The 19649-nt window shown below is 73.0% G+C and carries 22 protein-coding genes, 2 tRNA genes and 1 other RNA gene; 6 read left to right on the plus strand and 19 right to left on the minus strand.

Going from position 1 to position 19649, the window contains the following annotated elements:
- Positions 1–19 precede the first annotated feature (19 nt).
- The 12 genes from LG632_RS17425 to LG632_RS17480 form a co-directional block, all read right to left on the minus strand.
- On the minus strand, positions 20–1558 hold the full coding sequence (locus LG632_RS17425; RefSeq protein ID WP_508618714.1) for an MDR family MFS transporter: 1539 nt from the start codon (positions 1556–1558) through the stop codon (positions 20–22).
- An 82-nt stretch (positions 1559–1640) separates the two neighbouring features.
- Positions 1641–2099, minus strand: coding sequence for a MarR family winged helix-turn-helix transcriptional regulator (locus LG632_RS17430; protein ID WP_226728241.1), 459 nt, complete (start codon positions 2097–2099; stop codon positions 1641–1643).
- A gap of 149 nt (positions 2100–2248) precedes the next feature.
- Positions 2249–2491, minus strand: coding sequence for a hypothetical protein (locus LG632_RS17435; protein WP_226728242.1), 243 nt, complete (start codon positions 2489–2491; stop codon positions 2249–2251).
- Between the two features lie 564 nt (positions 2492–3055).
- Entirely contained in the window at positions 3056–3904 is an 849-nt protein-coding gene (locus LG632_RS17440) for an RNA polymerase sigma factor SigF (protein WP_226728243.1), read from the minus strand.
- 222 nt (positions 3905–4126) lie between these two features.
- Complete coding sequence (locus tag LG632_RS17445; RefSeq protein WP_226728244.1) at positions 4127–4963, minus strand: RNA polymerase sigma factor SigF; 837 nt, start codon at positions 4961–4963, stop codon at positions 4127–4129.
- Between the two features lie 238 nt (positions 4964–5201).
- Positions 5202–5363 carry a hypothetical protein gene (locus tag LG632_RS17450; RefSeq protein ID WP_226728245.1) on the minus strand — a complete coding sequence of 54 codons (162 nt, stop codon included), beginning with the start codon at positions 5361–5363 and terminating at the stop codon, positions 5202–5204.
- A gap of 416 nt (positions 5364–5779) precedes the next feature.
- Positions 5780–6076 (minus strand): hypothetical protein, encoded by a 297-nt coding sequence (locus LG632_RS17455; RefSeq protein ID WP_226728246.1) that lies wholly within the window; start codon positions 6074–6076, stop codon positions 5780–5782.
- An 87-nt stretch (positions 6077–6163) separates the two neighbouring features.
- Positions 6164–6248, minus strand: a tRNA-Ser gene (locus LG632_RS17460).
- A 102-nt stretch (positions 6249–6350) separates the two neighbouring features.
- On the minus strand, positions 6351–6803 hold the full coding sequence (tadA, locus tag LG632_RS17465) for a tRNA adenosine(34) deaminase TadA (protein WP_226728263.1): 453 nt from the start codon (positions 6801–6803) through the stop codon (positions 6351–6353).
- Positions 6804–6955: 152 nt separating this feature from the next.
- Positions 6956–7501 carry a tRNA adenosine deaminase-associated protein gene (locus tag LG632_RS17470; RefSeq protein WP_226728264.1) on the minus strand — a complete coding sequence of 182 codons (546 nt, stop codon included), beginning with the start codon at positions 7499–7501 and terminating at the stop codon, positions 6956–6958.
- Positions 7502–7808: 307 nt separating this feature from the next.
- Positions 7809–7994 (minus strand): hypothetical protein, encoded by a 186-nt coding sequence (locus LG632_RS17475; RefSeq protein WP_226728247.1) that lies wholly within the window; start codon positions 7992–7994, stop codon positions 7809–7811.
- A gap of 111 nt (positions 7995–8105) precedes the next feature.
- Entirely contained in the window at positions 8106–9038 is a 933-nt protein-coding gene (locus LG632_RS17480) for a universal stress protein (protein ID WP_226728248.1), read from the minus strand.
- 302 nt (positions 9039–9340) lie between these two features.
- Here LG632_RS17480 and upp point away from each other — a divergent pair, with 302 nt between their 5' ends.
- On the plus strand, positions 9341–9976 hold the full coding sequence (gene upp, locus LG632_RS17485) for a uracil phosphoribosyltransferase (RefSeq protein WP_226728249.1): 636 nt from the start codon (positions 9341–9343) through the stop codon (positions 9974–9976).
- A 12-nt stretch (positions 9977–9988) separates the two neighbouring features.
- Here upp and LG632_RS17490 read toward each other — a convergent pair whose 3' ends face one another.
- Positions 9989–10642: a LytR C-terminal domain-containing protein gene (locus LG632_RS17490; protein ID WP_226728250.1), complete on the minus strand. Its 654-nt coding sequence runs from the start codon at positions 10640–10642 to the stop codon at positions 9989–9991.
- A gap of 79 nt (positions 10643–10721) precedes the next feature.
- A complete protein-coding gene (locus LG632_RS17495) occupies positions 10722–11018 on the minus strand; it encodes a type II toxin-antitoxin system VapB family antitoxin (RefSeq protein ID WP_226728251.1) in 297 nt (98 codons plus the stop codon).
- An 88-nt stretch (positions 11019–11106) separates the two neighbouring features.
- On the opposite strand from LG632_RS17495, the gene LG632_RS17500 reads away from it, so the two are divergent.
- On the plus strand, positions 11107–12819 hold the full coding sequence (locus LG632_RS17500; protein WP_226728252.1) for a helicase HerA-like domain-containing protein: 1713 nt from the start codon (positions 11107–11109) through the stop codon (positions 12817–12819).
- A gap of 148 nt (positions 12820–12967) precedes the next feature.
- Positions 12968–13900 (plus strand): glucose-6-phosphate dehydrogenase assembly protein OpcA, encoded by a 933-nt coding sequence (gene opcA, locus LG632_RS17505; protein WP_226728253.1) that lies wholly within the window; start codon positions 12968–12970, stop codon positions 13898–13900.
- On the opposite strand, the gene LG632_RS17510 is transcribed toward opcA, so the two are convergent.
- Together LG632_RS17510 and LG632_RS17515 are read right to left on the minus strand one after the other, a co-directional pair.
- Positions 13849–14337, minus strand: a complete 489-nt coding sequence (locus tag LG632_RS17510; RefSeq protein ID WP_226728254.1) for a cupin domain-containing protein — start codon at positions 14335–14337, stop codon at positions 13849–13851. The genes opcA and LG632_RS17510 overlap by 52 nt on opposite strands.
- 63 nt (positions 14338–14400) lie before the next feature.
- Positions 14401–15036 carry an HhH-GPD-type base excision DNA repair protein gene (locus LG632_RS17515; RefSeq protein WP_226728255.1) on the minus strand — a complete coding sequence of 212 codons (636 nt, stop codon included), beginning with the start codon at positions 15034–15036 and terminating at the stop codon, positions 14401–14403.
- A gap of 109 nt (positions 15037–15145) precedes the next feature.
- On the opposite strand from LG632_RS17515, the gene LG632_RS17520 reads away from it, so the two are divergent.
- A complete protein-coding gene (locus LG632_RS17520; RefSeq protein ID WP_226728256.1) occupies positions 15146–15988 on the plus strand; it encodes a VOC family protein in 843 nt (280 codons plus the stop codon).
- 168 nt (positions 15989–16156) lie between these two features.
- Here LG632_RS17520 and LG632_RS17525 read toward each other — a convergent pair whose 3' ends face one another.
- The 3 genes from LG632_RS17525 to LG632_RS17535 form a co-directional block, all read right to left on the minus strand.
- A complete protein-coding gene (locus LG632_RS17525; RefSeq protein ID WP_226728257.1) occupies positions 16157–17419 on the minus strand; it encodes an RNA polymerase sigma factor in 1263 nt (420 codons plus the stop codon).
- Positions 17420–17499: 80 nt separating this feature from the next.
- Positions 17500–17856, minus strand: a complete 357-nt coding sequence (locus LG632_RS17530) for a YciI family protein (RefSeq protein ID WP_226728258.1) — start codon at positions 17854–17856, stop codon at positions 17500–17502.
- 213 nt (positions 17857–18069) lie between these two features.
- Positions 18070–18154: transfer RNA gene (locus LG632_RS17535), tRNA-Ser, on the minus strand.
- A 73-nt stretch (positions 18155–18227) separates the two neighbouring features.
- Here LG632_RS17535 and ffs point away from each other — a divergent pair.
- Both ffs and LG632_RS17545 read left to right on the plus strand, forming a co-directional pair.
- Positions 18228–18326, plus strand: an RNA gene (gene ffs, locus LG632_RS17540) — signal recognition particle sRNA small type.
- A 44-nt stretch (positions 18327–18370) separates the two neighbouring features.
- A partial coding sequence (locus tag LG632_RS17545; RefSeq protein WP_226728259.1) for a DNA polymerase III subunit gamma and tau occupies positions 18371–19649 on the plus strand: 1279 nt, incomplete at its 3' end.

The raw sequence follows: 19649 nt of genomic DNA on the forward strand, positions 1-19649 counted from the left end.
CGGCGGCCGGGCTCGCCCGTCAGCCCTCCGAGGACGCCGTGGCCGCCCCCTCGGCCAGCGGCTGCGACTTCAGCGCGACCTCCTTGATGAACAGCACCAGCACCAGGCCGAGCAGCGCGAAGGGCGCGGCGTAGAGGAAGACGTCCCCGACGCCGTGGCCGTACGCGGACTCGATCACCTCGCGGATCGGCGCGGGCAGCTTGTCCAGGTCGGGGATGCCCCCGCCGCCGGTCCCGCCGTGCCCCATCGCGGCGGCCTTCGGGCCGAGCGCGGCCAGGCCGTCCTTGACGTACTCGGTGACCCGGTGGGCCATCACGGCGCCCAGCGCGGAGACGCCCATCGCGCCGCCGAGGGACCGGAAGAAGGTGACGACCGAGCTGGCCGCGCCCAGGTCCTCCGGGGCCACCTGGTTCTGGGTGGCGAGGACCAGGTTCTGCATCATCATGCCGAGACCGAGGCCGGTGAGCGCCATGAAGACGGCGATGCGCCAGTACGGGGTGTCGTACCGCAGCGTGCCGAGCAGCCCGAGGCCCGCGGCCAGCAGCACACCGCCGGAGACCAGCCAGGCCTTCCACTTGCCGGTCCTGGTGATGATCTGGCCGGAGACGGTGGAGGAGACGAAGAGGCCGCCGATCATCGGGATGGTCAGGACGCCGGACATGGTCGGCGACTCGTTCCGGGCCAGCTGGAAGAACTGGCTGAAGAACACCGTGCCGGAGAACATCGCGATGCCCACGAACAGCGAGGCCGCCGAGGCCAGGCTGATGGTGGTGTTGCGGAACAGCCGCAGCGGGATGATCGGGTCGCTCGCCCGGGACTCCACCAGCACGAACAGCGCGCCGAGCAGCACCGCGCCGCCGGTCATCGCCCACGTCTGCCAGGAGATCCAGTCGAACGAGTCGCCGGCCTGGGTCACCCAGATCAGCAGCAGCGACACGGCCGCGCTGATCAGGAAGGCGCCCAGCCAGTCCACCTTGACGTCCCGGCGCACCACGGGCAGCTTCAGCGTCCGCTGGAGCACGACCAGCGCGATGACGGCGAACGGCACGCCGACGTAGAAGCACCAGCGCCAGCCGAGCCAGTCGGTGTCGGTGATGACGCCGCCGAGCAGCGGGCCGCCGACGGTGGCGACGGCGAAGACCGCGCCCAGGTAGCCGCTGTACCGGCCGCGCTCGCGCGGCGAGATCATCGCGGCCATCACGATCTGGGCGAGGGCGGACAGGCCGCCCACGCCGATGCCCTGGACCACGCGGCAGGCGATCAGCATGCCGGTGTTCTGGGACATGCCGGCGACCACCGATCCCAGGACGTAGATCACCAGGGACAGCTGGACCAGCAGCTTCTTGCTGAAGAGGTCCGCCAGCTTGCCCCACAGCGGGGTCGCGGCGGTCATCGACAGCAGCGCGGCGGTGACCACCCACGTGTACGACGACTGGGTGCCGCCGAGGTCGCTGATGATCTGCGGCAGTGCGTTGGAGACGATCGTGGAGGACAGGATCGCCACGAACATGCCGAGCATCAGCCCGGACAGCGCCTTCATGATCTGGGGATGTGTCATGGGGGCGCCGTCGGACGTGGTCGCCGACCGGCTGCCTCCCCGCACACCGGTGGGTGTGGTCGTAGCCATGCGTTTCCTTCGGTCAGAAGCTGTTGGAGAAGCTCGTGCGGAGCCGGGCCAGCAAGGTGTTCAGCGCGGTGACGTCCTGCACCGGCCAGTCGGCCAGGGCGCGGGTGAGCGCGGCCGTGTGCCGGGCGCGGATCTCGGCCAGGACCGCCCGTCCCGCGGGGGTGAGCCGCAGGATCCGGCACCGGCCGTCGCCGGGGTCCGCGTCCCGCGCGATCCAGCCGCGCTCGGCCACATGGGTGACGTGGCGGCTGGTCACGGAGATGTCGACCGCCAGCAGCTCGGAGAGCCGGCTCAGCCGCATCTCGCCGTGCCGGTCGAGCACGGTGAGGACGGCCGCCGGGCCGGGCGGGCAGTGGGGCGGGAGGGTGCGGGCGAGGTCGCGCTTGACCGCGCCGATGCCGGTGAGCTGGCGGGCCAGCTCCTCGTAGTGCGCGGTCGCGGTCGTGGTCCTCGCCTGCGCGGTCCCCTGCACGGCCCCTCCCCATCTTGTTGCTTAGAGCAACCATAGAAGCGGATGGTTGCTACAGGCAAACGAATCGGGGGGAAGGGGCGGTAAAGGAATCGGAAAACCCGATCGCGGACAAACCGCCCGCAGGGAGGCCGCCGGTGACGCCCGCCGGCTCAGTTCCAGGTGGCCGTGACCTTCCGAGTCTCGATGCGCATGCCGAGCGGCACGCGCCAGGCGTCCACGCACACCGTGTACGTGCGGGTCACGGCCGAGCCGGCCGGGATGGGGGCGGGCAGCGGCTGGGTCGTGGTGATCGTGGCCCAGTCGATGCCCAGGGCGCCCAGGACGTGCGTGGCGAAGGTGACCGTGCCCGAACGGGCCGGCGCCCCGCCGGTGTTGGCGAAGGTGACCGTCACACGCTCGCACCACCGGTCCGCGCCCGCCGCCCGGGTCGGGGCGCTGAGCAGCAACGCGGCCGGACCGGCGGGGGTGCCGGGGCCCGGCGCGGACGGCGTACCGGGCGAGCCGCCGGGCGCACTCGGGGTGCCCGGGGCCGGGCGGGGCGGCGTACCGCCGCCAGGGGTCGGTCCCGTCGTACCGGGGGCAGTTCCCGAGGGGCCGCCCGGCGCGGGCCCGGGTACGGCGACAGCGGCCGAGGCGGAGCCGGCGGCACCGGAGCCCGCGTCCCGGGAGGCGGCCGAGGATCCGGACCCGGAGGACCCGGACGCAGAGGACCCGGACGCAGAGGATCCGGCCGCGGGCGGGCCGGGGAGTGGCTGGTACTCCACCGGCCCCCGCGGCGGTACGGTCTCGCCCGCGCCGCGTTCGGGTCCGGCCGCGGCGGCGCCCACGGCGACATGGCCGTTCCGCGCGGGGCCGCCGCACCCGGTGAGGGTCACGGCGGCCGTACAGAGGGCGAGGACGGTCGTCAGCCTGCGCACCGCGCCAGTGTCACTGACGGACCGTCAAATGACCAGAGGTCACTCGCCGATGAGTCCCTGGCGCAGCTGCGCGAGGGTGCGGGTGAGCAGCCGCGAGACGTGCATCTGCGAGATGCCGACCTCCTCGCCGATCTGCGACTGCGTCATGTTCGCGAAGAACCGCAGCATGATGATCTGCCGTTCCCGCGCGGGGAGTTTGGCCAGCAGCGGCTTGAGCGACTCGCGGTACTCCACACCCTCGAGGGCGGTGTCCTCGTAGCCGAGCCGGTCCGCGAGCGAGCCCTCGCCGCCCTCGTCCTCCGGGGAGGGCGAGTCGAGCGAGGAGGCGGTGTACGCGTTGCCGACGGCCAGGCCGTCCACGACCTCCTCCTCCGACACGCCGAGCACCGCGGCGAGTTCCGGCACGGTCGGGGAGCGGTCGAGCCGCTGGGCGAGCTCGTCGCTGGCCTTCGTCAGGGCGAGCCGGAGCTCCTGGAGCCGGCGCGGGACGCGGACGGACCAGGAAGTGTCTCGAAAGAATCGTTTGATCTCGCCCACGACGGTCGGCATGGCGAACGTCGGGAACTCCACGCCGCGTTCGCAGTCGAAGCGGTCGATCGCCTTGATGAGGCCGATCGTGCCGACCTGGACGATGTCCTCCATCGGCTCGTTGCGGCTGCGGAACCGGGCCGCGGCGTAGCGCACCAGCGGCAGGTTCAGCTCGATCAGGGTGTCGCGGACGTAGGCCCGTTCGGGGCTGTCCGGGTCCAGGGCGGCGAGACGCTGGAAGAGGGAGCGGGACAGGGTGCGGGTGTCGATGGCTTCCGGGCGGTCAGACGCCGTGGGTGCTGCCGGCGCCTCGCTCTTGACGAGCGTGAGCACCTCGGAGCTGCCCTGGTGTACGGACATGCCACCCCCTTGAAGGTCGCGGACGGTCGCGGCGGGCGCGCCCGTCGGAGGAACGCAGCCTTCACCTGAATACCGGAGGCGGGGCTGCGGCAAACGCGGTTCCAGCAGAATGTCACATGTCGGCAACGCGCTGTAGCGCCAAGTCGACATATCAGTGCAGCGACAGACCGGAATGAGCCTGTTCTGTCGGGAAACGAGCGGAGCGATCTCCACTCGTTCCGGTTACGCCTCGATCCTGTTTGCGGACCGCAGCCGCGCGAAGCTCCGGGCCAGCAGCCGGGAGACGTGCATCTGGGACACTCCGAGCTCCGCGCTGATCTGGGACTGCGTCAGATTGCTGTAGTAGCGCAGGAGCAGGATCCGCTGTTCGCGCTCGGGCAGTTGTACGAGGAGGTGGCGGACGAGGTCGCGGTGCTCGACCCCGGCCAGTTCCGGATCCTCGTAACCCAGCCGGTCCAGCAGGCCCGGCAGCCCGTCGCCCTCCTGGGCAGCCTCCAGCGAGGTCGCGTGGTACGAACGGCCGGCCTCGATGCAGGACAGCACCTCGTCCTCGCTGATCCGCAGCCGCTCGGCGATCTCGGGCGTGGTGGGGGTGCGTCCGTGGAGCGTGGTGAGGTCCTCGGTGGCCGCGTTGACCTGGACCCACAGCTCGTGCAGCCGGCGCGGGACGTGGACGGTGCGCACGTTGTCGCGGAAGTACCGTTTGATCTCGCCCACGACGGTCGGCATGGCGAAGGTCGGGAACTGCACCCCGCGGTCCGGGTCGAACCGGTCGATGGCGTTGATCAGGCCGATCGTGCCGACCTGGACCACGTCCTCCATCGGCTCGTTGCGGCTGCGGAAGCGGGCGGCGGCGTAGCGCACCAGCGGGAGGTTGGCCTCGATCAGGGCCCCGCGCACCCGGTTGTACTCGCTGGAGCCCGGCTCCAGGGCCTTCAGCTGCCCGAAGAGCACCTGGGTCAGGGCCCGGGTGTCGGCGCCCCGGCTCTGCGGCCTGGGGGCGGGCTCGTCCTGGGCTTCGTGCTGGGGAGGCACCTGGGGCGCAGTACTGGCCGGCACGGTCACGCCACCCCTTCATGTCAGCTCAGGCAACTCTTCCATCAAAAACGGTCATAGCATCACAAGAGATGTGCACTGTGTGCAAGCACCGTATATCGCCGTGTTGAGGGCAAGTTGGACATTCAAGGATGGTTGCCGGAGCCGTTCGGCCGAGGGTGCGAGGCGGGTACACGCCAAAGCCGTCCGAGGCGGGAGGGGGAGGGCCGGCGGAGCCCGAAGGCCGCTCGTACGTACGGGTTCAGCGCACCAGTTCGGTCATGAAGCGGCCGATTCCCTTGGCGGCGTCGGAGATGCCCTGGAAGCCGATCTGGACGATCTCGGCGGCCTTCACCGGCTGGGTGATGATCGTGAAGAGGACGAAGACGACGAGTGCGCCCATGAGGATCTTCTTGGTGTCCATGAGCGGTGTCGGCCTCCCCTGCCGTCCGTGCGAAGTCGGGTGAGTCTAACCGGTCGCGTTCGGGCACTCACCTGACCTTTAAGGACCTATGACCCGCTGGTACGGGCCCTTCGCCGCGGCCGCGGCGGCGCGGGAAGGAGCAGGATGGTTCACGAAGCCCACCGGTTCTGGCAGGAAACCGGAGGGTGGAGGGACAGGGCCTCACTGCGGGGTCCGGGCCGCACGCTTCCCCCTGACTGCGGCGCGGGCCGGTAGGTCCGTCCTCGTCGGGGGAAGCGGCTTGTCCCCCCGATGCCGCTTCCCCCGTCCCGTTCGCGGACGAAGGCCCCGGCCCCTCACGGCCGGGGCCTTCGGCGTACCCGGGGTGTTGCGGCGTGCCCGCGGACCGGGGGAGCCGCGCTGCGGACGGCGCCGGGCTACTGGATGGCCCCGGCCAGGCCCAGCACCGGCGCGACCGGGTCGACCACCGGCTGGAGCCGGTCCGGCAGCGTGGCCAGCTGGTCGAGCTGGGTCAGGCCGTCGTTCAGCTTCGCGCCGATCTCCGGCACCGAGTTCGGCGCGGCGTCCTCGGGCATTCCGGCGGCCGGGGTCGGCAGCTCGGGCAGCGTCAGGGGGGACAGCGGCAGGTCGGCGGCGGAGGCGGCGGGCGCGGCGAGGCCGGCGGCCGCGCCGGCGAGGGCGACGGCGGCGAGGAGGCGCTGGGTCTTGGTCATGCCGTGACAACGGCGTCCGCCGGGGGCCGGTCACGGCGGACACGCGCGAGAGCCCCGGTTCGTACGAACCGGGGCTCTCGACCAGAGCGGTGGTGGAGGGATTTGAACCCCCGATGGGTTGCCCCATACTCGCTTTCGAGGCGAGCTCCTTCGGCCACTCGGACACACCACCGAGAGAGATCCTAGCCCACGCCGGGGAGTGCTTTGCAACTTGATACGCGTGGCCCTGCTCACCCGGCCCGTGCTGCGGCCCCGCCGGTCCGGCGCGCCGGGGTCACCGGTCCCGGAAGAATCGCGTGAGCAGGGCGGAGCACTCGTCCTCCAGCACGCCCCGGATCACCTCCGGCCGGTGGTTGAGCCTGCGGTCGCGCACGAGGTCCCACAGCGAGCCGGCCGCACCCGCCTTCTCGTCGCCCGCGCCGTAGACGACCCGGGCCAGGCGGGACTGCACCAGCGCGCCGGCGCACATCACGCACGGCTCCAGGGTCACCACGAGGGTGCACCCCGGCAGCCGCCACTCGCCGAGCTTCGCCGCGGCCCGGCGGATCGCCAGTACCTCGGCGTGCGCGGTGGGATCGCCCACGGCCTCGCGCTCGTTGTAGCCGGTGGCCAGGACCTGGCCGCCCGGGTCGAGCACGACCGCGCCGACCGGTACGTCGCCGGCCGGCACCGCCTTGGCGGCCTCGCCCAGCGCCAGGCGCATCGCCTCCCGCCAGGGGTCCCGCACCGGGTCGGGCTGCCGCTCCGGGCCGGGCTCTCGGGGCGGGCCGGGATCCCGTACCGGCTCGGGGTCCCGTACCGGCTCGGGGTCCCGTACCGGGGCCGGGTCCCGTACCGGACGCTCGTCCCGTACGGGACCGGGGTCCTGCGCGTCGGTCACTAGCGGACGGCCTCCAGCACCTCGGTCGCGCCGAGCAGGTCGGCGATCTCCGCGAGGGCGTCCCCGTCGAGGGCCAGCAGCTCCTTGTGGCTCACCCCGAGGTCGTCCAGCAGCCGGGCGTCGCCCAGCGGACCGGCCGGGACCGGCTCGGCGCCGGCGCCGGAGGCGTCCTCGTCCTCGTCGCCGGCGAACGCGGCGACCGTGTCCTCCTCACCGTCCTCGGTGCCGTCCAGGTCCAGTTCGTCCAGCTCGTCGTCCTCCTGCCCGTCGCTGCCCAGCAGCTCGTCCGTCAGCATCGAGCCGTAGGAGCTGCGCTTGGCCAGGACGGCGTTGGAGACGAAGATGCGCGGGTCGTCCTCGCCGTCCAGCCGGACGACGCCGAACCAGGCGTCCTCCTGCTCGATGAGGGCGACCACCGTGTCGTCGTCGACAGCGGCGGCACGGGCGAGATCGGTCAGATCCGTCAACGACTCGACGTCGTCGAGTTCCATGTCGCTCGCTTCCCACCCGTCTTCGGTGCGCGCGAGCAGTGCGGCGAAGTACACCGTGACTCTCCCACTGGTCATAGGCGTGCCGGTTGGAGGTCCCCCCGGCGGAGGCTTGGGTCGAGGGGTGGAACGGCCTTGTCGCTTGCCGTTTCGCGCCCCGCCCCATCGGCATCGTGGCAGAAACAGCGGCTTTGCGAGAGGTCTTCCGCGCTTGCGTCGTGCCGTGCCGCCCTCGGGGGGCCGCTGCGGGACCCCTCGACGGGACCGCCTGGCTGTCGCTCGGACGGTCTACCCGGCCGCTGCTTCCGGTTTCTTCCGATTCTGGTTCCGATCGGTTTCGGTTGTGCTGATCCACTGTGAACGCTCACCAGCGGAAGGTCCGCATCCGCATCTGTTGGCGCATCCGGGCCGCACGGGCGCGTCGGGGCTGGACCCGGTCGCGCAGCTCCCGTGCCTCGTTCAGTTCACGCAGGAACTGCGCGCGCCGCGCCCTGCGCTGCGCCGCGGATTCCGGCATCTCGTCGTCTGCTGTCGGCTGGTCGTCCGCCATCGGCCACCACCCCGGGCTCCTTCGGTCGTCCTCCTCCGCTTCGCGAAGCAGTCCCCCCGGGTCCCAGCTTCCCCCGGACCAGGCGTTTGATGCCAGACCCCGGCACCCGGCTCACTCCGTGTCCTGACCGTGCTGAGCAGGTACGACGGCCACCGGGCAGGAGGCATGGGTCAGCACGGCGTTCGCCACCGACCCCATCAGCAACGAGCGCCCCAGCCGCCGCCGGTGCCGGCCGACCACCACCAGCGCCGCCGCCTCCGAGGCCTGCACCAGTGCCCCGGCCGCGTCCCCGGGCACGGCGGCCTGCTCCAGCGGCACCCGCGGGTACCGCTGCCGGAACGACGCCAGCCGGTCGTTCTGCGCGCGCAGCATCTCCCGCTCGGCCGGTGCCCGGCCCTCGTCGCCCAGGGCCTCGGCCATCGCCTCCGGCGTGACGACCGCGTACGGGCCGCCCAGCAGCAGCGGGGAAGGCGGCACGGTGAACGCCGAGAGCACCTGCAGGGCCGCGCCCGGCCGGGCGGCCGCCTCGGTGAACGCGAAGTCGATCACGTCCTCGGCGGTCTCGGCGGCGTGCAGCCCGAGGACGACCGGCCCGGCGGCCCGCCCCTGGGGGTCGCCGCCCGCCGCCAGGCGCGCGCGGTGCGGCACCACCACGACCGGGCAGGGCGCGGTGGTCGCCACCGCCCTGCTGCTGGAGCCCAGCAGCAGGCTGGTGAAGCCGCCCCGGCCGCGCGAGCCCATGACCAGCATCCGCGCGCCCCGCCCGGCCGCGCGCAGGGCGTCGGGGACCGAGCCCTCCACGGTCTCGTAACGGGTGTCGGGGGGCAGGTCCGCGGGCAGGGCCGCGCGGACCGGGTCCGGGGGCGGCTCCGGCGCGGCGCCCACCGACTCGCGGCGTCCGGCGTACCACTGGGCGTGGTCCGGCAGGACGTGCACGACGACCAGCCCGCTCCCGTGCCGCGCGGCCTCGGCCCGGGCCCACTCCAGGGCCCGCAGGCTGTGCTCCGAGCCGTCGACGGCCGCGACGACTGCTCCTTCGGTCACGCCCTCAGGGTGACACCGGCGCCGCCGGCCCGCAGCCCGTACGCCCCTCCCGCACGCGGTCGTACGCCCCTCCCGCAGACGGTCGTACGCTCCTCCCGCACGCGGTCGTACGCCCCACCCCCAGGCGGTCGTGCGCCCCCACGCGCGCCGCCGTGCGCCCCCACGGACACGGTCGTGCGCGACCGCGTACGGCGCCTGGACACGGCAGGGGCCGACAGCGCGTAGCCTCTTGTAGGTGGGTCGCGAACTTGCGGCCGTTTTCGCAGGTCGGAACCCCTGAAGCTGAAGCCTTGGAGGATGTTGTGCGTTTGCAGGTCGTCGATCACCCCCTGGTCGCGCACAAACTCACCACCCTGCGCGACAAGCGCACCGACTCCCCCACCTTCCGGCGGCTGGCCGACGAGCTGGTGACCCTGCTCGCCTACGAGGCCACCCGGGACGTGCGCACCGAGGCGTCGGACATCGAGACCCCGGTCGGCCCGACCACCGGGGTGAAGCTCTCCCACCCGCGCCCGCTGGTCGTGCCGATCCTGCGCGCGGGCCTCGGCATGCTCGACGGCATGGTCCGGCTGCTGCCGACCGCCGAGGTGGGCTTCCTGGGCATGGTCCGCAACGAGGAGACCCTGGAGGCCTCCACGTACGCGACCCGGATGCCGGAGGACCTCTCCGGCCGCCAGGTCTACGTCGTGGACCCGATGCTGGCCACCGGCGGGACCCTGGTCGTCGCGATCCAGGAGCTGATCAAGCGCGGCGCCGACGACGTCACGGCCGTGGTGCTGCTGGCCGCGCCCGAGGGCGTCGAGGTCATGGAGCGCGAGCTGGCCGGCACGCCGGTGACCGTGGTCACGGCCGCCGTGGACGAGCGGCTCAACGAGCACGGCTACATCGTGCCGGGCCTGGGCGACGCGGGCGACCGCATGTACGGCTCGGCCGAGTAGGGCCGCCGCCGGTCAGCAGGACGCGGCGGGCGCGGGCTGGGGGTGGGCCAGGACGGCCAGCGCCTTGTCCGCGTCCGCCTTCGCGCTGAGCTCCGTGAACGCGTCACCGAGGATCAGGTCGACGTCGGGGGTCTCCCGGGCGTCGGTCTGCTGGGTGACGCCGGCCAGCTGGGTGCCGAGCACCGAGTACACGGCCTTGTCGGTCTTGGGGGAGCCGAGCAGTATCCCGGTGCCGCTGACCTTCTTGTCGAAGTCGGCCGGGGCGTTGCCCACCTGGCCCACGGCGAAGCCGCGCTTCTTGAGTTCCTCGCCGACCGACTTGGCCAGGCCCGAGCGCGGGGTCGCGTTGTAGACGTTGACCGTGATCTGGCCGGGCTGCGGGAGGGCGACGGCCGGTGCCGGGGAGGCGACCGCCGGTCTGCCCTTGACGCCCGGCTGCTGCGTGGCGCAGTCCTTGGCGCCGGCGGCCTTCGGCCGGCCCTCCGGGTCACCCCGGAAGACGTGGATGAGCTGCAGCGTCCCGTACCCGAGCAGGGCCAGGGCGCAGACCGCTCCGAGGGCGGCGAGCACGAGGCGACGACGTCGGCGGGGGCGGCGCATGCGCGGGTATGCGGCTCCCGTGACGCGGTACTTTCCGCCCATGCCGGGGGGAGTGAGCATGCTCATGGGCGCAGCGTAGTGCGGCCCTGTGACGATGCCTACTAAATGATCTGCTGATCGGGCAAGCCTGACCCGAAAGGCTCAATCAGCCCAGTTCCAGGACCCGGGCGTGCAGGACCTGGCGCTGCTGGAGTGCCGCCCGCACCGCGCGGTGCAGGCCGTCCTCCAGGTAGAGGTCGCCCGGCCACTTCACGACGTGGGCGAACAGGTCGCCGTAGAAGGTCGAGTCCTCGGCGAGCAGCGTCTCGAGGTCCAGCTGGCCCTTGGTGGTCACCAGCTGGTCGAGCCGGACCGGGCGCGGCGCGACGTCCGCCCACTGCCGGGTGCTTTCCCGGCCGTGGTCGGGGTACGGCCGCCCGTTTCCGATGCGCTTGAAGATCACACGGAAAGCCTACCGGGCCGGACCCTGCGGGCGCAGCCTCGCGCCGTTGCTGGAAAGGTGGCAAAGAGGCCTATTTCGGGAGTGAGAGATGAGCGACAGCACCGCCCCGGGCGACGGCGGCCCCACTCCGGTCGACGGCGGCCCGCCCCCGGTCGACGGCGGCGCGCCCGCGGCCGACAGCGGCCCGCGCCCGGCCGACAGCGGCCGGCCCCCGGCCGACGGCAGCCCGTCCCCGGCCGGCCGGATCGCCGCCGGGTACGCCTTCTCCGGACCCGCGCTGGACCTGGGCGCCCTGCTGTGGGACGGCACCTGCCTGCCGCAGCACCAGATCCGGATCCCGCTGTCGATGCTCAACCGGCACGGCCTGGTCGCCGGCGCCACCGGAACGGGCAAGACCAAGACGCTCCAGCTGATCGCCGAGCAGCTCTCGGCCCAGGGCGTACCGGTGTTCCTCGCCGACGTCAAGGGCGACGTCTCGGGCGTCTCGGCGCCCGGCACCCCCGGCGAGAAGGTCACCGCGCGGGCCCGCGAGGTCGGCCAGGAGTGGGAGCCCGCCGGCTGCCCGACCGAGTTCTACGCGCTCGGCGGCCTGGGCCCGGGCATCCCGCTGCGCGCCACGGTGACCAGCTTCGGCCCGGTGCTGATGGCGAAGGTGCTCCAGCTGAACCGGACGCAGGAGCAGTCGCTCGGGCTGATCTTCCACTACGCCGACTCCAAGGGCCTGGAGCTGATCGACCTCAAGGACCTGCGGGCCGTCGTCGCCTTCCTCGTCTCCGACCGGGGCAAGGCCGAGCTGAAGGGGATCGGCGGGCTCTCCACGGCCACCGCCGGGGTGATCCTGCGGGCCCTGACGGCGTTCGAGCAGCAGGGCGCGGGCGCCTTCTTCGGCGAGCCCGAGTTCGACACCAGCGAGTTCCTGCGGACCGCCGCGGACGGGCGCGGGCTGGTCTCCGTACTGGAACTGCCCGCGGTGCAGGACCGTCCGCAGCTGTTCTCCACCTTCCTGATGTGGCTGCTGGCCGACCTGTGGGGCGACCTGCCGGAGGTCGGCGACCTGGACCGGCCCAAGCTGGTGTTCTTCTTCGACGAGGCCCACCTGCTCTTCAGCGGTGCATCCAAGGCCTTCCTGGAGTCCGTCACCCGGACCGTCCGCCTGATCCGGTCCAAGGGCATCGGGGTCTTCTTCGTCACCCAGACCCCCAAGGACGTACCGGCGGACGTCCTCGCGCAGCTCGGCAACCGGGTGCAGCACGCCCTGCGCGCCTTCACCCCGGACGACGCCAAGGCGCTGCGGGCCACCGTGCAGACCTTTCCCCGTTCGGAGTACGACCTGGAGGAGCTGCTCACCGGGCTGGGGACCGGCGAGGCCGTCGTCACCGTGCTCAGCGAGCAGGGCGCGCCCACCCCGGTCGCGGCCACCCGACTGCGGGCGCCCCGGTCGCTGATGGGCCCGCTGGATCCGGCGGTACTGGAACGGGCCGTGAAGACCTCGCTGCTCTACCCCCGTTACGCCGAGGCCGTCGACCGGGAGTCCGCCTACGAGCGCATCAGCGCCGAGCAGGCCGCCGCCGAGGCCGCGGCGGAGGCCGCTGCCGCCGCCGAGGAGGCGCAGGAGCAGGCCGACCGGCAGACCGCGCAGCGGGCCGGGTCCGCCGGGCGGGCCGCGCCGGAGCGGGAGCGGTCGCTGGCGGAGCAGGTCGTGGGCAGCGGAATCTTCCGCTCCTTGGCCCGGTCCCTGGGGACGCAGCTGGGGCGGGAGATCTCGCGCTCCCTCTTCGGGACGGCCCGGCGGCGTCGCTGACGCCTCGTCACCGTCCCCTGTGCGGCTGGGTGCTGACCCGGTGCTGACCCCGTGCGGGGCGGCGGACATGGCGAAGGTGCCGTCGTTCCAGGGGAATTCGAGTCGGCCGGGTGCCGTCGCCGTACCGGCCGCTGGGACACTCCTCGGCATGCGGACCGAACTCAACGACACCACCTCCAGCCAGGTGGGCCGTGCCCTGCTCGCCGCCCGCCGGGCCCTCGGCGGCCGGACGACGGGTCTCGTGCTGACCCTGATCGTGGTCACCGACGAGGAGAACGCCTACGACGCCGTACGCGCCGCCTCCGAGGCCTCGCGCGAGCACCCGTGCCGGATCCTCGCGGTCGTCAGGCGCACCGCGCGCGGCCCGCACACCCTGCGCCGCACCCGGCTCGACGCGGAGCTGCGCGTGGGCTCCGACGCCGGCACCGGCGAGATCGTCCTGCTGCGCCTGCACGGCGACCTCACCGCGCACGCCGGTCCGGTGGTGCTGCCGCTGCTCGTGCCCGACGCGCCGGTGGTCGCCTGGTGGCCCGTCGACGCCCCGGCCGACCCGGCGCGCGACGAGCTGGGCGCGCTGGCCCAGCGCCGGATCACCGACGCGCAGACGGACGCCGACCCGGTCGGCGTCCTGGACGCACGGGCCCTGACCTACGCGCCCGGCGACACCGACCTGGCGTGGACCCGGCTGACGCCGTGGCGGGCGCTGCTGGCCGCGGCGCTCGACCAGCGGCCCCTGCCGGTCTCCCGCGCGGCGGTGGAGAGCGAGGCCGACAACCCCAGCGCCGAGCTGCTGGCGCGCTGGCTGGAGGACCGGCTCGGCGTGCCGGTGGAGCGGGTGACCTCCGAGGGCCCGGTCATCACCCGGGTCCGGCTGGCCACCCCGGAGGGCGACATCCGGGTGGACCGCCCGCAGGGCTCGCTGGCCACGCTGGTCCTGCCGGGACGGCTGGACCGCAAGGTCGCGCTGAAGATACGTACGGATGCCGAGCTGATCGCGGAGGAGCTGCGCCGGCTCGACGCCGACGAGGTCTACGCCTCGGCGCTGCGCCGGCGCCCGGCCCAGGTGGCGCTCTCGGCGTAGTGGTTGTCGTGGACCGGCGAGGAGGCCTTGATGTCCTCGACGGTGGCCTCGCCCGCGTTCACCCGGCCGAGCAGGCGGTAGTAGTCGAAGCGCTCCATGCCGGGCGCGAATCCGACGAACACCTCGGCGGTGTGGCCGGCCGCGGGCGCGAAGGCGTGCTTGACGTGCGGCGGGACGGTGAGGAAGTCGCCCTTGCCGAGGGTCTTGACCTCGTCGTCGACGAGGACGTCGAGCCGGCCGTCGACGACGAAGAAGAACTCGGTGGCCCGGGTGTGGAAGTGCACCGGGGCGCCGGCGGTGCCCTCGGCGAAGGTGGCCGTGTTGCAGGTCAGCCCGGGCTGGTCGGTGAGCAGGGTGATCAGGCTGCCGGGGGCGTCGACGACGCGCTCGGCGTCGGCGTGGAGGGTCAGGTGGGCGGGGGTCTTCGGCTCGCTCATGAGGATCACCCTAGGAGCGCAACCGACCGTCCGAAGAGGCCATTCGACCACCTGTGAAACCGGTCAATCACGCGGCTGGGCGGTCTTCGCGGTCTTGGTGGTCCGGCCCGCGGGCGTCGGCCGGGCCGCCTTCGCCGCGGCCTTGGCCTCCTGCTTGTACGCGCGCACCTTCGCCAGCGACTCCGGGCCGGTGATGTCCGCCGCCGACCGGTAGACGTCGGCCTCGCCGTACGAGCCGGCCGCCTCGCGCCAGCCGGTCGGGCGGACCCCCATCCGCTTGCCCAGCAGCGCCAGGAAGATCTGCGCCTTCTGCTCGCCGAACCCGGGCAGGTCCTTCAGCCGCCGCAGCAGCTCCGCGCCCGTACCGGCGTCGGCCCAGAGCGCGGCCGCGTCACCGCCGTAGTGCTCCACCAGGTACGCGCACAGCTGCTGCACCCGCTTGGCCATCGAGCCCGGGTAGCGGTGGACCGCCGGCTTCTGCGAGAGCAGCGCGGCGAAGGCCTCCGGGTCGTACGCGGCGATCGCGTGCGCGTCCAGGTCGTCGGAGCCGAGCCGCCGGGCGATCGTGTACGGGCCCGAGAACGCCCACTCCATCGGCACCTGCTGATCCAGCAGCATGCCCACCAGCGCGGCCAGCGGGCTGCGGGAGAGGAGGGCGTCGGCCTCCGGGTCCTGGGCCAGTCGCATCGTGATGTCCATGCCCCCAGCCTCGCCCCTCGCCGCGTGCGCCGCGCGCAGGACGCCCCGTTCGCCGCGCGCGGGGCGCATCGCGCGCCTAGCGTGAGAGCGGAGAGGAGTGAGTCAGACGATGACCGATTTCCCGGAGGGCGCGCCCTGCTGGGCGGACGCCATGTTCAAGGACGTCGAAGGGGCCAAGCGCTTCTACGGCGAGGTGCTCGGCTGGACCTTCGGCGAGGCGTCGAGCGAGTACGGCAACTACACCCAGGCCTACTCCGACGGCAAGGCGGTGGCCGCCGTCGTCCCGCCCATGCCCGGCAGCGACGACATGCCCTCGGCCTGGTGCCTGTACCTCGCCTCGCCCGACGTGGCCGCCACCGCCGAGAAGATCAAGGCCGCCGGCGGCCGGCTCCTGATGGAGCCGATGCAGGTCGGCACCTTCGGCTCGATGGCCCTGGCGCAGGAACCGAGCGGGGCCGTCTTCGGCGTCTGGCAGCCCGGCGACCACAAGGGCTTCGAGAAGATCGGCGAGAACGGGTCGTACTGCTGGGCGGAGGTCTTCACCAGGGAACCCGGCGCGGCCGACGACTTCCTCAAGCGGGTCTTCCCGTACACGGCGCAGACCATGGAGGCCGGGGACGGTCCCGAGGCGGCCGGGATGGACTTCAAGGTCTTCAGCGTCACCGGCGGGGGCGGGGGCGAGGGCGGCGAGGACCGGCCGGTGCTGGGCCGGATGAAGATGGACCAGGACTTCCCGCCGGAGGTGCCCCCGTACATCCAGATCTACTTCGCGGTGCCGGACTGCGACGAGGCCGTCTCGAAGACCCAGAAGCTGGGCGGCAGGCTGCAGTTCGGTCCGATGGACAGCCCGTTCGGCCGCTTCGCCGCCCTGACGGATCCGCAGGGCGCGGCGTTCGCCGTCATCGACATGAGCACGACGGTGGGCGAGATGCCCAGCATGTCGGCGGACTGAGCCCCGCGGGCCGAGCCCGCTGCCTGCCCGGCGGTCGCGGGCGCGCGCGTCGGCGGCCGCAGACGCCGGGCCGGGCTCCGGCCGGGTCGCGCTCCGGCCCGGGTCAGGCTCCGCCGGGTCAGGCTCCGGCCTGGTGAGGCTTCCGGCCTGGTGAGGCTTTCGGCCGGTTCACGCTCCGGCCGGGTCGGCGCGGGCGGCGCGCCGCAGGAGCAGGTCCCGCTCCCGGGCGTTGCGGGTCAGGGCCGCCGCCCGCGTGAACTCCGTACGGGCCTCCGGCCCCCGCCCCAGCCGCTCCAGCAGATCGCCGCGGACGCTCGGCAGCAGGTGGTAGTCCTTCAGGGCCGGCTCCCCGGCCAGCGCGTCCACGAGCTCCAGCCCCGCCGCCGGTCCCTCGGCCATTCCCACCGCGACCGCCCGGTTCAGGGCCACCACCGGCGACGGCGCCAGCTCCAGCAGCCGCCCGTACAGCGCCGCGATCGCGGCCCAGTCCGTGTCGGCGTAGCGGACCTGGCGCGCGTGCTGCGCGGCGATGGCGGCCTGGAGGGAGTACGGTCCGCCGCCCGCCCGGCGCAACGCCTCCATCCCCCGCAGGATCAGCATGCGGTTCCAGCGGGTGCGGTCCTGGTCGGCCAGCAGCACCGGCTCGCCGTCGGGCCCGGTGCGGGCCGGGATCCGCGAGGCCTGGAGCTCCAGCAGCGCGGCCAGCCCGTGCACCTCCGGCTCGTCCGGCATCAGCCCGGCCAGCACCCGGGCCAGCCGCAGCGCGTCCTCGCACAGGGCCGGGCGGACCAGGTCGTCCCCGGCGGTGGCCGCGTAGCCCTCGTTGAAGATCAGGTAGACGACCTCCAGCACCGACGACAGCCGCGCCTCGCGCTCGGCGCCGTACGGGACCTCGAACGGCACGGCCGCCGACGCCAGCGTCCGCTTCGCCCGGACGATGCGCTGGGCGACCGTGGCCTCCGAGGTCAGGAAGGCCCGGGCGATCTCGCCGGTGGTCAGCCCGCCCAGCAGGCGGAGGGTGAGGGCGATCCGGGCGGCCGTGGACAGCACCGGATGGCAGGCCGTGAAGATCAGCCGCAGCAGGTCGTCGTCGATGTCGTCCGGGTCGGCCGGCTCGGGCGGCGGCGGCATGTCCTCCAGCGAGCGGCCGACCTCGGCGAGCTTGCGCGCGTACGTCTCCTTGCGCCGCACGAGGTCGATCGCGCGGTGCTTGGCGGTGGCCGTCAGCCACGCCCCGGGCCGGTCCGGGACGCCCGTCCGCGGCCACCGCTCCAGCGCCGCCACCAGCGCGTCCTGCGCGATCTCCTCGGCGAGGCCCACGTCACGCACGATGCGGGTGACGCTCGCGATGATGCGGGCCGACTCGATCCGGAACGCCGTCTCGACCGTCCTGACCACCGCGGCCGCGTCCGCCGCCCTCGCTCCCGTCACGGCCACCCATCACAACAGCCGGGGCAGGGCCGGGCAAGCACGCCCCGCCGCCGCGGCGCGGCGGCAGCGGGGCGTCCCCGTCAGCCCTGGTCGAGCTCACGCACCTCGCACGTGACGTTCCAGACGGGCGGGTGCAGCTCCAGGAACCGCCGCGTCCACTCCAGCGCCTCGGCCATGTCCTTGGCCTGGATCAGCAAGTACCCCCCGACGACCTCCTTGGTCTCGGTGAACGGGCCGTCGGTGTAGCCGATCCTCCCGCCGGACCAGGTCACGCGGGTGGCCTCGGCGGTCGGCTTGAGCCCGGCGGTGTCCAGCAGCACCCCCGCCTTGGTCAGCTCCTCCATCAGCGCGTTCATCCGGTCCATGAACCCGGCGTCGGCGTCCTCGAACCGGACGGCGCCTTCCTCGATCCGGATCAGCGTCATGTAGCGCGGCATGCTCGGTCATCTCCTCGACTCGCAGGACGGGCCTCTTCCCCGCCTCTCACCAGTCCGTCGAACACCCCGTGCCGCTTTCGACACGTCCGCCGAAAAACTTCGCCCGGCCGGCGGCGGCTCTCGGCGGGCGGGCCGGGGACAGCTGCGTCCGGGAACGACGAAGGACCCGGCCGCTGAGCGGTCGGGTCCTTCGTGTGCCCTGATGGGCAGAGGCGGAGGATACGAGATTCGAACTCGTGAGGGGTTGCCCCCAACACGCTTTCCAAGCGTGCGCCCTAGGCCTCTAGGCGAATCCTCCGCGGCAAACAATACAAGACGTTGAGGAGTGCTCGCGAACTCGATTCCTCGGGCCCCGATCCGCTAGGGTGGGGGTCAGCCCCTCACGTGGCGCTATCTCACCCAACTCCCCCAGGGCCGGAAGGCAGCAAGGGTAAGTGGGCTCTGGCGGGTGCGTGGGGGGCGCTTGTGTTTGCGGTGGGCGCTGTTGTCGGTGGGCCCGGATACGCTCGTAAGCGTGTCGTCCCTTGCGCTGTACCGCCGCTACCGCCCCGAGTCGTTCGCCGAGGTCATCGGGCAGGAGCATGTCACTGCCCCGCTGATGCAGGCTCTGCGGAACAACCGGGTCAATCACGCGTACCTGTTCAGCGGCCCCCGCGGCTGTGGCAAGACCACCAGCGCCCGCATCCTGGCCCGCTGCCTGAACTGTGAGCAAGGTCCCACCCCCACCCCCTGCGGCGAGTGCCGGTCGTGCCGCGACCTCGCCCGCAACGGGCCGGGCTCGATCGACGTCATCGAGATCGACGCGGCGTCCCACGGTGGCGTGGACGACGCCCGTGACCTGCGGGAAAAGGCCTTCTTCGGGCCGGCCGGCAGCCGCTACAAGATCTACATCATCGACGAAGCGCACATGGTCACCTCGGCCGGCTTCAACGCCCTGCTGAAGGTCGTCGAGGAGCCGCCGGAGCACCTCAAGTTCATCTTCGCCACCACCGAGCCGGAGAAGGTCATCGGGACCATCCGGTCCCGGACCCACCACTACCCCTTCCGGCTGGTGCCGCCCGGCACCCTCCGGGAGTACCTCGCCGAGGTCTGCGGCCGTGAGGGCATCCCCGTCGAGGACGGGGTGCTGCCCCTGGTCGTGCGGGCCGGTGCCGGGTCCGTGCGTGACTCGATGTCCGTCATGGACCAGCTGCTCGCCGGCGCGGGCAGTGAAGGTGTGACGTACGCCATGGCCACCGCGCTGCTCGGGTACACGGACGGCTCGCTGCTCGACGCCGTCGTGGACGCCTTCGCCGCGGGCGACGGCGCGGCGGCCTTCGAGGTGGTCGACCGGGTCGTCGAGGGCGGCAACGATCCGCGGCGCTTCGTCGCCGACCTGCTGGAGCGGCTGCGCGACCTGGTGATCCTCGCCGCCGTGCCGGACGCCGGGGAGAAGGGGCTGATCGACGCCCCGGCCGACGTCGTGGAGCGGATGCAGGCGCAGGCGTCGGTGTTCGGGGCGGCGGAGCTCTCGCGCGCGGCCGACCTGGTCAACGCGGGTCTGACCGAGATGCGCGGCGCGACCTCGCCGCGCCTGCAGCTGGAGCTGATCTGCGCGCGGGTGCTGCTGCCCGCCGCCTTCGACGACGAGCGCTCCTTCCAGGCCCGGCTCGACCGGCTGGAGCGGGGCGGTCTCGCCCTGGCCGCCGGTGCCGGTGCTGGTGCCGGTGCGCCCGGAGCGCCCGCCCTGGGCTACGTGCCGGGGCCCGAGGCGCACCCCATGGCCCCGGTGGCTCCCGGAGGCGGTGCCGCCG

Source organism: Streptomyces antimicrobicus, from assembly GCF_020532625.1.
In the GTDB taxonomy this organism is placed as follows: Bacteria; Actinomycetota; Actinomycetes; order Streptomycetales; family Streptomycetaceae; genus Streptomyces; species Streptomyces antimicrobicus.